At 32.9% G+C, this 13,117-nt stretch carries 9 protein-coding genes; all 9 read right to left on the bottom strand.

Features of this window, described 5'->3' with window-relative positions; translation table 11 throughout:
- The gene (locus tag B5E58_RS00330) at window positions 1-1,113 is read right to left on the bottom strand and encodes a glycosyltransferase (protein ID WP_088107686.1); all 1,113 of its coding nucleotides are present in this window, start codon (window positions 1,111-1,113) and stop codon (window positions 1-3) included.
- Between the two features lies 1 nt (window position 1,114).
- Window positions 1,115-2,527, bottom strand: a complete 1,413-nt coding sequence (locus tag B5E58_RS00335; protein WP_088107687.1) for an O-antigen ligase family protein — start codon at window positions 2,525-2,527, stop codon at window positions 1,115-1,117.
- Window positions 2,528-2,541: 14 nt separating this feature from the next.
- Entirely contained in the window at window positions 2,542-4,110 is a 1,569-nt protein-coding gene (gene murJ, locus B5E58_RS00340) for a murein biosynthesis integral membrane protein MurJ (RefSeq protein ID WP_088107688.1), read from the bottom strand.
- 213 nt (window positions 4,111-4,323) lie between these two features.
- Window positions 4,324-7,116 carry a phosphodiester glycosidase family protein gene (locus B5E58_RS00345; RefSeq protein ID WP_088107689.1) on the bottom strand — a complete coding sequence of 931 codons (2,793 nt, stop codon included), beginning with the start codon at window positions 7,114-7,116 and terminating at the stop codon, window positions 4,324-4,326.
- A gap of 25 nt (window positions 7,117-7,141) precedes the next feature.
- Complete coding sequence (locus B5E58_RS00350) at window positions 7,142-7,705, bottom strand: hypothetical protein (RefSeq protein WP_088107690.1); 564 nt, start codon at window positions 7,703-7,705, stop codon at window positions 7,142-7,144.
- Between the two features lie 127 nt (window positions 7,706-7,832).
- Entirely contained in the window at window positions 7,833-9,137 is a 1,305-nt protein-coding gene (locus B5E58_RS00355) for an LCP family protein (protein WP_088107691.1), read from the bottom strand.
- A 21-nt stretch (window positions 9,138-9,158) separates the two neighbouring features.
- Window positions 9,159-10,484, bottom strand: coding sequence for an LCP family protein (locus B5E58_RS00360; protein WP_088107692.1), 1,326 nt, complete (start codon window positions 10,482-10,484; stop codon window positions 9,159-9,161).
- A gap of 20 nt (window positions 10,485-10,504) precedes the next feature.
- Window positions 10,505-11,710 carry an LCP family protein gene (locus tag B5E58_RS00365; protein ID WP_088107693.1) on the bottom strand — a complete coding sequence of 402 codons (1,206 nt, stop codon included), beginning with the start codon at window positions 11,708-11,710 and terminating at the stop codon, window positions 10,505-10,507.
- A gap of 21 nt (window positions 11,711-11,731) precedes the next feature.
- Entirely contained in the window at window positions 11,732-13,084 is a 1,353-nt protein-coding gene (locus B5E58_RS00370; RefSeq protein ID WP_143597222.1) for an LCP family protein, read from the bottom strand.
- Window positions 13,085-13,117: the final 33 nt, after the last annotated feature.

Here is a 13,117-nt window from a genome sequence, read left to right on the forward strand (position 1 = left end):
TTATTTTTTAAGTACATCTCTATATACATTTTCTATATTTCTTGCATATATATCAGCAGTAAATTTTTTATTGAATATCTCTTTTGATTTATTTTTCATATACTCAAAAGTTTCAGGCTCATTCATTATTTTTTCAATGTATAAAGCCATGTCTTTACTGTCTTTAAGTTTAAATATATATCCATTTTCACCATGGGATATAACCCCCGGATTTCCGCCGTAATCACTTACAACAGCAGGAATACCCATGCTCATTCCCTCAAGTAAAGCAAGGCTTGTTGCCTCCGTTCCATAAGAAGCATTAGCCTGAATATCCATAATACTAAGTATTTCTCTTACATTCTTTATAAATCCTGTAAATACAACAGTATCATTCATATCTGTTTTATTTACATAATCTCTTATTTTATCTTCTATACCGCCAGTACCTATAATAAGTATTTTTATTTTTTTACCTTTTTTCTTAAGTATTCTTCCAGCATCAATAAGATATTTATGTCCCTTTACAGCCTCAAGTCTCGCCATAATTCCAATAACAAAATCATCATCATTTATGCCATATTTTTTCTTAGTCTCTGCAATTTCAGAAGGTGTACACTTTTCAACAGTCTCAACACCGTTAAGTATAACTTTTATTTTTTTATCTGAAATTCCGCCCTCTGTGAGATTATCTTTTGCCGCCTCAGCAACAGCTATAATATCATTAGAGAAGAACTCATTTACAAGTTTATTAACTGTTTTTCCCGGCTGTCTGCTTATTTTTTTACTTACAGGGAAAACAGAATGTCTTGTATATATTATTTTTTTATGACAAAGCTTAGCTGCAATTCTTCCTGAAAATGTTCCATGGGTATGGACAACATCAGGATTTTCACTTTTTATAATTTTTTTAAGGCTACCTATACATTTTAAGTCAAGAGATTTATCAGCTATACCGGAAACTTCAATAACTTTAGCATTAAGTTTTTCAATCTCAGGTATAAGAAGACTTCCTTCCGGCACAACAACACTTATATCAAAATTTTTTCTGTCATAGTGCTTTAAGAAATTTAAAACACATCTTCCTGCACCACCGATATTTTTATCACTTATAATATTTAATACTTTTATCATATTAAGCCTCCTTCATATCAGAAAACTTTGTAAAGAGTATTCCCACAGCTAAAACAGCCCAGAAAAGGAACATTACTCTGTAATTATAGAATGTATAGTCAGTCATACTCTGAACCATAAAAGCAGTAACGGCAGAAGCCCCTGCAATATTATAAACTCTAGCTTTTTTGTCTTTTTCCTTTTTAAGAGAAGCAAAAGAGGCTTTATAATACTGATATATAACGGCAACAAATATTGCAAAACCGATTACACCTGCATCACATATTATCTGAAGGAAAAGATTATGAGAGTGTGGTGCACTTATTGAGTTAAAAGCATAGGCAGGGTATACAAGGTTAAAGGCATCAATTCCCGGACCTATACCACAAAGCCAGTAATCTTTTAACATTGCTATTGTACCAAGCCAAATATAAACACGATAACTTGTTGATGAGTCAGACATATCACCTATACTCATAAAACGATTTATAATAGTGTCAGGAAGTATAAAAGGCAAAAGTATGAGCCCTATAATTCCAAGCCATATAAATCTTTTATCATAAAGTACAAGAAATACTGCTGCACCAAAAAGCAAACCTAAATAACAACCTCTTGAGTATGTCAATATAAGGCATATTGTCATAATACCTGTACAGCCGGCAAAGAAAAGTTTTCCTATAATACTTTTTGTATTAAAAATATAAGCACAGCCGAAAGGTATAACAAGAAGGAAATACTCTCCCAAAACATTAGGATTTTCAAGAGTAGAATAAACTCTAAAACTTATATCCTCAAACATATCCTTGTCATGCCATACACCACTAAATTTATCAGGGAACATAAACTGATAAAATCCGTATAAAGAAACAACAACACCAATGCATATCATAAAAAACATAAGTATATGAAGTTGTCTTTTTGTATTTACAGAATTTACAATAACTATAAATGAAAGTATAAATAAAACTGTAAGCATACCTCCTAAAAGACTTCCCGAAACTGTAACAGAAGTTATAGTTGCATATATATAAGCAAAAGCATAAAGGTATATATACTTATTTATAGCAAAATATTTAAGTTTTCTGTCCTTATTGCATATAAAATCAAGAAATAGAGACAAAACTCCGGCAACACATATTGCCAAAAGAACCATTGTAGGTATAACAGGAGCTAAAATTACAGCCAAAGCACACCATAAAAATGAAATCCTGTATATACTGCCCTTAAAAAGTTTATCAAGTCTCAAGGCAGAAAATATTTTTCTAAAAATTCCAATCACACCATAAAACAGTCTATTAAATATACTATTTTCAACATTTTCCTTTTTATCATTCTGTGTAAGGAAAAAGTTTATAATATGACTGTTTTCAAACTGTGATGAAAACCACATTCCCATACGGGAGAGGATTTTTATAACAACACTATTTTCAAACACATTATCCCTCCGTACTATTTTTTAAATTTTGATATAAACTTGTTTATAAAGTTAAAAACAAATTGACTTTCCTCAATTTTAAGAATATAAGAAGAAACCATATAAACAATAACACCTATAATTGTAGGGACAGCTACAACAATAATTCGCCCTATAATATTATCTGCCACTGAATTGTAAATTATATCTTTAAGAACAATTACAACAACAGTCATAAGAATAGCAGAAACAAACATTTTTATTGTGGCAGTCAAAAATCCCTTTCCCATAATATCTTTACTTTTCTTTTTCATAGGTATTATGAGAAGAACAGCAGAAACTATTGATGATAAAGATGAAGCGAGGGCAAGACCTCCAACGTCCATTCTACCTACAAGTAACTGACAGAATATAACATTAATTCCAATAGAAACAACACCTGTTATAAGAGGAGTTTTCCCGTCCTGTAAAGCATAGAAAGCACGACTTAATATTGTCTGTATACCAAAACCAATCATACCAACAGAGAAGAAGGCTAAAGCTCTACCTGTAAGTAATGTAGCTGTATGGTCAAACTCTTTCCACTCATATATAAGTCTTACAATAGGAGTGCTTAAAGATATAAGACCAAACATCATAGGTATAAGAAGGAACAAAAGAACCTTCATAGTTGAGTTTATTGTCTCACCATACTCTTTTTCCTCATTATTAGCAGTCTGTCTTGACAGTTTTGGAAATATTACATTTGCTATTGATAAAACGAATACACCAACAATAATTGAATATAAATTATTAGCATAATCAACTATTGAAGAACCACTTCCACCAAAAAGGCCAGAAGCGTATCTTCCATTTATAGCTATATTAATAGGCTGTATCCAAGTACTAACCATAACAGGAAGCATAAGAGCTCCTACTTTTTTAAGTCCCTCATCTTTAAAATTTATAAAAAATTTAAAACGGTATCCTTTTTTGTAAAGAGGAGGAATTTGTATAGCCATTTGCATAAACCAACCGAAAAGGAAGGCAACAGCAAGACCTTTAACACCGAATTTTGTTCCAAAAACAAAGTAGTAAAGTATTATTATACCATTTGATACTGTGCTCATTGCAGCTGGAACAGTAAACTCATCTAATGACTGTAAAACACCTACATAGGAGAAAGCTACACCTGTAAATATAAGCATTGGGAAAAGTATTCTCAAAAGCTCAGTACAAAGTATAGCTGTTTCACCCTCAAAACCTCCTGCAAAAAGTCCTTGAAGGAATGAAGCTCCCAAAATTCCAAAAATAGTCATCAAAGCTGTGACAACAATAACAATACTTACAAAGTTATTTGAAAAATCAAAAGCTCGTTTTTTACCGTCTTTTTGCAGATACTCATTAAAAACGGGAATAAAACTTGAAGACACTGCCGATGCAAAAACAGCATCAAAGAAAATACGTGGTATTCTGCTGGCTGATGTAAAAGCATTAGCCTCAACACCTACACCGTAATTCCAAGCAAGAAGCTGGTCTCTAAAAAGCCCCAAAACTTTTCCCATAAGAGTTATAATCATAATAGAGCTTACCAGTTTTACTGCATTTTTACTTTTTTCAGACATCTCTATACCTCATTTAAAAATTTTAATATATATATAAATTCCAGATATTTAAAATCCGCAAAATTATTTTCAACGTCCAAACCATAACAAAAACAATAAAAACATCAAAATAATAAAACTTATTTACGCACATAAAGCAGGTGACATAAAAATGCCATCTGCTTTAGTGCTTTATGTACAATAATAAACCAATGTATATAAATTTACAATATTTTATTTAAACTCATAAACAATATTATCTCCACTAACTTTAAATCTGAGCATTTTGTAATTCTGATTATAAGTTCCATTGCTATTCCAAAGGTCAGGAAGACCAAGATATCTTATTCCTTCACTTATTTCAGAAACAGCAGTGCTAGTTCCTGTATACACAACAAATACATTCTTTCCACTATTTTTTATATCCTGTAAAACTTCCTCAAAAAGCTCTTTTTCTCTTGCATCAGTAAAGAGACTAGGAGCTCTATCAAGCATGAATATAACATTTTTGTCATTGCTTGAAATCGCTGAAGTTTTAAAAGATGTCCACTGAGAAGAATTTGTGTTTGATAAAGTTCCGTTTGCAGCCTGAAGTCTTATAAGTGTGACACCATTTTTATCATATACAGCATAACCGCCTTGACTTCTCTTTATAGTCTCAACACTATTCTGTAATGCTACATCGTCAGAACCGGCATAAACAGCAAGATTAGAACCGCTCTGAATATTATTATTAACATTCACTCTTGCAGTTGTATAATCAGAACCTCTCTTATCAGCTGGAGCAGTGACATTTCCTGTCATTGTTATGTAATATGAACCATCAGCAACATATGTTGTGTCGCCACTGAATTTATCTGCAATTCCTGTATCCTGTGGCATATTTGAAACTGTATTAGGAACAACAGCTCTAAGATTATCAAAACAAAGCTGAGTTGTTGCAGTATTTGTATTTGATAAAGCAGCAACATATATTGTCTGAAGGCTTACAGGATAAACAGCACCCTTAGGAATATCGGCTGTAACATCTGACCAACCGTTCCAATTTATATTCTTTGTAAAGTCTACAACATACTCATTTCCGGCAGCATCTTTTATTTTACCTCTAAGCCAATGACCGGAATTATTGCCATAGACAGACATTTTAATTTTTGAAGGTTGTCCCGGTATAGTAACAGGAGTTACAAAGTCCATATAAGCTGCCTGTGTAACTGTACTCTGTGAGAATGTATAATTTAATAAAAGTGATGTTGCTCCGTCGCTATAAAATGCATTTGAAAGACCGGCAAAGCCTTTTATAAGCTCTGAAGGATATGAGCTAAAGGAAAGAGCCGGACTGTTTTCAAAAGACGACACAGGAACTTCTGTACCACCAACAGAAACAGCTATATATGTTGAAGCATTGTTATATGTACATTTAATATATCCAGCACCTTCACTCTGAGCAGTAAACACACCATTTACAAGAGTACCCAAAGCAGGATTTGAAAGTTCATATGTAACACCGCCTGAAATTGTACCTGTATAACCTTCTGTACTTACACCACTTACAGTTATTGTACTACTCTCTCCCACAGAAAGAGCTATTGAATTTGTATTAGCCTTTATAGAAGCTGGTGTCATACCATAAATTACAGTTGACTTTGTAAGACCGTTCCAAGTAGCTGTCACAGGAATAGCACCGTCAATAAGAGGTGTAACAGTTGAACCATTCACAGTAGCAGTCCCTTCTGGAACAGATAACTGAACCTGTGATGCATCGACAGTCTGTTTATGATAAACACTATCATAAGCCACAAAATCAAAACTTATAGGAGTTCCAACAAAAGCTCTCTCTGTATTAGGTCTCACAGAAAGCTCCACAGGAGTTCCCATAGTTCCTGTATTAAATACACCAATAGATGTCATTACTTTTCTCTCAGCACCATCAGAAACAGTATTTTTAACTTCATTCTGAGTGTCATTTATAGTATTTGCAACCATTGTTGAAGAACCGCCACCGTCAAGGTGCATAGCTTCATAAGCACCATACTCTTTCATAAGCCAAGCAAGCTCATCATGAGTAGCACCTATACTGGAACCTCTACCATCAACAACCATAAGTATAAGTTTTGTTTTATCCTGTGAAATACCAAGAGCAGTTCTTGGCTGTCTACCAGATATAACAACACCGTCATTTCTTGCAATCTGACCATTTGTTAAAAGCTTTCCACCGCCACTCATAGCTGTATCAATATTGTTTAAGTCAAGAGTAGTTTTAAACTCTGTTGTTGCATACTGACCAACAGCAAAACCTGTTGCAATACCGTCATAATAATCACCATTCATAATTATAAGGTATCCGTCTTCAGGTACAGTGACAATCTCGCCCTTTGATGATATTTTTGTTATTGTATTATTTTGAACAACAACTTTTACAAGATTAGGGAAACGAGCATCAAGAGCCTGTGTAGTGCTTCCACCATGGCTATCAAAATATATAGGATACTTCATTTCTGTAATTTTATTTACAGAAGCAAGTTCAAGGTCAATAGGACCTGTTTTAAAGTGTATATCTGCATGAAAGAAATCTATAAAAGGATTTCCACTATTGTCTATAAAAAATGTAGCATACTCATGAGCAGATATATTTTTATCTGTACCAACAGATAAAAGTTCTCCATTATCCATAGTAAGACCGAAAGAAGCTGAATGAGTTCCAGCCATACCAAAGAAATCTGAGTTTACACCAGCAACAGCACCACTATCATTAAGCATTTTTAAAACAGTGTCTTTTTTACCAATCTCACCTGATGACTCAACAGGTGCAAGCTCAATATTTGGTGAATTAAGGTCTATTGTTAAAACATGTATGTCTTGCCAACCTTCAGCATTAAGACGCTGATTATGTTCATATGTAACACCACTAGCTACAATTTCACGAGTAACACTATCATAAAGTTTTGTTGCACCAAATACATTTACAGATGTACATAAAATGCAGGCAGATATTAAAAGTGCAGCAATTTTTTTAAGTCTGTATTTCATATTGTCATTCCTCTCCTAATGTGTTTCAAACATCAAGGTCTACAATCTGATAACTTCCCTTGATAATGAACCAAGCCTCCTCTGTTGTAACTCTCACGCCCCTGCCATCATTTCTTGGTACAATGAGGAGATTATTTTTTTCTATATTTGTATCATTAAAAACCTCTGTGCCTTTTGTTGCGTTTACAATGCCGTCAGTACCAGTGCAATATCCCACAGCCTGACCACTTCTAAGTATAATCTCACTTCCTTCTCCGCCTATAATAACTTGCCCCTTTATAGCACTTACAGGTTTATATGTGGAAGAATCTGTGCCTCCAGAAAGTCCTGAAAGCTGTTCCATAACGCTATTTACTATTTCTTCCTTATCAGCAGACGAAATAGTTCCTCCGTTTGTTCCTGTTGTGTTGCCATTTCCGGAATTATTGAATACTCCCATAAGCTCGCTTATTTTTTCATCAACATAGCTTTTTGTAACAACAGGGTCAGCACTAGAACCCGGCTCAGCATTTGCCGCATTAACAGAATATAATGTACCGCATATAAGAGCTGCTGTCACAGCAACAGCCGCAATATTTTTCTTACCCATAAAAATTACCTCCGAAAGATTTAATCACTGTCTCATTTTACCACAAAAACAATGTAATTTATTAATAAATTAAGATTTTTAATAAAATTGTAAAAAAGAGGCATATAATGCCTCTTTTAATTAAAATTTATTCTTGTTCTGTTCCTATTATTATTGTTATATCATTGCCTTCACTTATTAAAGACTCATCAACAACAACTCTAGCATCAGAGAAATATTTTTTGAGGTCTTCACCCATATTTTCTTTAGGAACAACTATTCTTGTATATTCAGTTCTCTCGCCTTTATATGTTGTAGTGGAATTTACAGTAAATCCATCAGCTTGAAGTTCTTCACTTTTTCTTCCAGCAAGACCGTTTACATCTCCACCGTTTGCCACTTCAATTTTTTTATCTTTACTTGAAATCGTTCCATCTTCAAGGGTTTCATCACCTTTTCCATAGAACATTTTATCAACAATTTCTTGAGTTGCTTCTGGGTCATACACATAGTAGGAAACTCCACCTACATATTGACCTTGTCCCGGAAGTGTCTCAAAAACTGCATTTTCCATGTCTATATCATCAATATATCCGGAATATTTAATAGCATCGACAATATTTATATCTGTCTTAACATATTTAAAGAATGTTTTTATATAAGTGTCAATATTGCTCATTATATTTTCTGTGCTTAAAATCTGTTTAGCCGCTTCTTTTAAGAAATCCTGCTGAACCTGAACACGGGCAACGTCACCTTCTGCATATCTTCTAAAACGAACAAGCTGTATAGCTTTGTCACCGTCAAGAACTTGCTGACCTTCCTTAAGGTCAATAAGAATATCACCTGTGTCACGCATATCCCAATACATATCCTGTGGAACATAGAAATCTATACCGCCGATAGCGTCAACAATCTCTCCAAAGCCGTCAATATTTACTTTAACATAATGGTCAATATTTATTCCCAAAAGGTCTTCAAGCTGTAATACAGCACATTCAGCACCTTTATCACCACCATAAGCATGAACAGCATTTATTTTTGTAGGTGTCTGATAATATCTGTCATTTTGTTCATATATCTCTTTAACTTCATCACAAATATCAACCCTTGTATCACGTGGTATTGATAAAAGACCTAACTCTTTTTTCTTACTGTCAAAATGAACAACAAACATAACATCAGTTCTTGTTTCATCTTTATCAACACCAAATACAGCTACATTAAGTTTTATACCTTTTCCAAGTATAGAGTCTATAAAGCTATTATTTGATGTGCTCTCAACAGAATTTCCTGTAAGTTTTGTGTAAGCAAAAACAGCCGCAGAAGCCATAACAACAAAAGCAAGAACCATACTTATTACTATTTTGAAAAAAGTTCTTATAGGACTTCTTTTTCTTCTTTTTTTAGTTTTCTTTTTTCTTTTGACATATTCATCTCTATCATCATGCATATACAAACACTCCTGTAAATATTATTTTTCATCAAGACCAAGTATTATTTTAACATCATACTCGTTGCCTATAAGGCTGTCATCAACTACTAGTTGGGCATTATCAAAGTATTTAAGAAGGTCTTCACCAACTCCCTCTTCTCTTACAACAATTCGTGTATTATTTGTTTTATCACCATTGTATGTAGATATTGCCACAACATTATACCCCAGTTCTGTAAGCATATCTTTTTTTTCACCAGCAAGACCAGTTGTTGTTCCACCATTAGCTATTTCAATTTTCAAAAAACTACTTTCATAAGGAGCTTTTTCAACTTCTTCTTCACCTTCAGGCATTTTATTATAGAATACCTTGTCAATAGTTTCCTTAAGTCCTTCCTCATCCAATATATAATATACTGGCTCCCCTACTCCAGGAACAGTATCCATTGTAACTTTACTTTCAGCAACTTCATTTATATACTTTGAATATTTTATTGCATCTGATACACCTATATCTGTTTTGACATATTTTATAGTAGTCATGAGTATATTAGGAAGATTTTTCATTATATTCTCTGTGTTTGTAACTTTTTCAAAAAGTGCATTCATAAAGTTTTGTTGTGTCTGTATTCTTTCTATATCCTGCTGTGCATAGCCGTGTCTAAATCTTAATAACTGTAAAGCTTTTTCACCATCTATATGCTGCATACCTTCATCAAGGTCAATAAGAATATCACCTGTGTCACGCATATCCCAATACATATCCATTGGAACATAAAAATCAACACCGCCAAAAGCGTCAACAAACTCTACAACAGAGTCCATATCAAATTTTACATAGTGGTCTATCTCAACTCCAAGCAAATCTTCAAGCTGTAAAATTGCACACTCAACACCATTTTTGCCACCATAAGCATGAACAGCATTTATTTTTGTAGGTGATTGATAATATCTATCATTTTCATCATATATTTCTTTAACTTCCGGTGCTATATCAACCTTTGTATCTCTCGGCACAGAAAGCAATGAAATTTTCTTAAGCTCACTATCAAAATGAACAACAAAAATAACATCAGTTCTTGTTTCATCTTTATCCACACCAAATATGGCTACATTAAGCTCAAGTTTTTCTCTTTTTGTATTATCATCTGTATTTTCTGAATTTTCAGACTGTTGTTTATTTTGGTTTAATCCACCGCCAAATTTACTATAAACAAAATCAGCTCCCCATATAACAGCTACAAACAATATAAGGAAAACAAAAAACATTCTAAAAAGTCTTTTTTTCTTTTTTTTAACTTGTCTTTTTTTTCTGTTACCACCTCTTCGAGGGGCTACATTTTTTTCTTTTTTATCTGAACGCATATTAATGTATCTCCCAAAAGTTATTTTTCATCAAGCCCTAATATTATTTTAATGTCATATTCATCAGATACAATATTATTTGTGTCAAGTTCAACATAAGCTCCATCAAAATACTGCACAAGGTCGCTTCCTTGTCCTTCCTGTTTAACAACTATTCTTGTTGCTTCCTGTTTATATCCTTCATAGTTAGAAATGCCTGTAACATTATAGCCAAGTCCTATAAGCATATCTCTTGTCTTTGCCGCCAAACCGTCTGTTATACCGCCATTAGAAACTTCTATTCTAAGACTTTTACTGTCCGCAGAAGCTGTATCATCAATTTTGCCATGTATATATTTGTCAACCATTTGAGTTACGCCTTCAGCATTATATACATAGTATAATGTTCCATTTCTTTCTTCATATACACCAGGAACCATTACAAATGAAATTTCTTTGACTTCAAATTTCTTCATATATTCAATATATCCCAAAGCTTCCTGTCTGTCCATATTTGTATTTACATATTTTTCTGAAATTATATTTTCTTTAGATAATTTATCTTCTTTTACACTGGCAAGTATATTTTTGAAAATAACTTCTTGAACAACTATACCATAGTCACTTCCATCATATTTCATAAGTTGACCGGCTGTTTTTCCGTCAATATGGTGTTCTCCTGCTTCTATATCAAGAACTCCGTCTTCCATTCCCATATCAACATAAATATCTTTTTCTGTATAAAAATCAATACCGCCTAAACTCTCAACAACTTTTTCAATTCCCTCAATATTTACAGCAATATATCCGTCAATTTTAACTCCAAACATATTTTCAAGCTCTGCAACAGTAGCATTAAAAGCCCCATCTTTTGAATAAGATTTAAGGTCTCTAATTTTAATATCTTGATTAATTTCAACTCTACTAGAGTCAATCATATCACTAATATTTTCAGACACAGTAACCATAGTATTTTTAGGCATAGACATCATTGAAATTTTTTTGGAACTGTCATCTGTATGTATTAAAGCTATACCGTCAACAGAATTATCATTTTTATCATACACAAAAAATGCTGTATTTCTACTTCCAGAAACAGAAACTACATTATCATCAGTTTTTTTTGAAAGAAAATTAAAAACTACCACAACAACAGCAGCTACAACCGCTATAATAACTACAAATATTAAAATTTTTAATGGCAAACGACTATTGCCTTTATTTTTTCTTCTATCAACTCTGCTCATGAGACAACCCCCCTAAAAACATTAATTTTCACTATACCCTACAATTATTTTTATATCACAGCCATCTCCAACAAGCTCACTATCAACTTCAACATTTGCATTAACAAAATATTTAACAAGGTCATTTCCTTGACCTTCTTCTTTTACAACTATTCTTGTTGCTTCCTGTTTCTGTCCTTTATATGTTGATATTCCTGAAACAGTATAACCTTCTTTTTCAAGCATATCACGCTTTTTACCAGCCATACCATTTGTCATTGTACCGTTAGCAACTTCAATATTAAGATTTTTACTGTCAGAAACCTCTGATAATTCACCTGTTTCTTCTTGAGCTGTTTCACTTTCTGGTATAATATCATAGAAAATTCTGTCAACAATTTCTTTTACAGCTTCCATATCAGGAGTATAATAAGAACCTCCCTCTCCTGGAATTGTTTCCATAGTTACATTCTCCATATCAATATCACTTATATATTTTGAATATTTTATGGCATCTGTAATAGATATATCTGTTTTTGTATATTTTATGGCAGTTGTTATAATTTCAGGTAAATTTTTAATTATATTATCTGTACTTGTAACTTTTTTAAGAAATTCTGAAAGAAAATCCTGTTGAACCTGTATTCTCTTAATATCCTTCTGTATATAACCGTCTCTATATCTTACAAGCTGTTCTGCTTTATCGCCGTCAAGATGCTGATAACCAGGATAAAGGTCTATATACAAATCCTGAGCTGGGTCTGAATAATAAAGTCTTTCTTGAACAACCATATCCACACCACCAAAAGCGTCAACAATATTTTTAAATCCTTGAAGGTCAACAGTCACATAATGGTCAATTTCTATACCCAAAAGGTCCTCAATAGCCATTTTAACAAACTGGTCTCTGTAACCATCACCAGCATAAGCATAAACTTCAGTCAATTTACACTGTCCCCTAACTCCTTTAGCATTAGGTATAAATTGTTCTCTGTCCCTATCTAAAAGACTTTGTATCATTTCATCTGTCATTACAACTTTTGTATCTCTTGGAATAGATAATAAACTCATTTTCTTTGTTTCAGTGTCAAAGGATACAACAAAGTCAACATCTGAATGAAGTCCTACTTTGTCAGTTCCCATAACAAGAACATTTATTTTTGTATCTCCTTTTTGAGTTTCATCTTCTATATTTTCAACAATTTCATCTGTATTTTCTTCAGGCTGTGTATTTACAACTTCATTATTATTTTGCTGATTATTTTTATTTCCAATTTTAATTTTGCCATTCATAGCAAAAAATACACTTGTCCCTCCAAAAACACATACAATCAACAGAACTAAAAGGGCTATAAATTTAAAACTTTTAGCCTTTTTTTCCTTTCTGTTTTTCATTCTTCTTCCTTCCACCAAACCAACTCCCAAAAA

This window comes from Tyzzerella sp. An114, assembly GCF_002161055.1.
In the GTDB taxonomy this organism is placed as follows: Bacteria; Bacillota; Clostridia; order Lachnospirales; family Anaerotignaceae; genus Fimicola; species Fimicola cottocaccae.

Excerpts from the sequence above, each read along its gene's own strand:
- B5E58_RS00360 (WP_088107692.1), bottom strand. The coding sequence starts at position 10,484 with ATGCGTTCAGATAAAAAAGAAAAAAATGTAGCCCCTCGAAGAGGTGGT.
- B5E58_RS00345 (WP_088107689.1), bottom strand. The coding sequence starts at position 7,116 with ATGAAATACAGACTTAAAAAAATTGCTGCACTTTTAATATCTGCCTGC.
- B5E58_RS00350 (WP_088107690.1), bottom strand. The coding sequence starts at position 7,705 with ATGGGTAAGAAAAATATTGCGGCTGTTGCTGTGACAGCAGCTCTTATA.
- B5E58_RS00365 (WP_088107693.1), bottom strand. The coding sequence starts at position 11,710 with ATGAGCAGAGTTGATAGAAGAAAAAATAAAGGCAATAGTCGTTTGCCA.
- B5E58_RS00355 (WP_088107691.1), bottom strand. The coding sequence starts at position 9,137 with ATGCATGATGATAGAGATGAATATGTCAAAAGAAAAAAGAAAACTAAA.
- B5E58_RS00370 (WP_143597222.1), bottom strand. The coding sequence starts at position 13,084 with ATGAAAAACAGAAAGGAAAAAAAGGCTAAAAGTTTTAAATTTATAGCC.
- B5E58_RS00330 (WP_088107686.1), bottom strand. The coding sequence starts at position 1,113 with ATGATAAAAGTATTAAATATTATAAGTGATAAAAATATCGGTGGTGCA.
- murJ (WP_088107688.1), bottom strand. The coding sequence starts at position 4,110 with ATGTCTGAAAAAAGTAAAAATGCAGTAAAACTGGTAAGCTCTATTATG.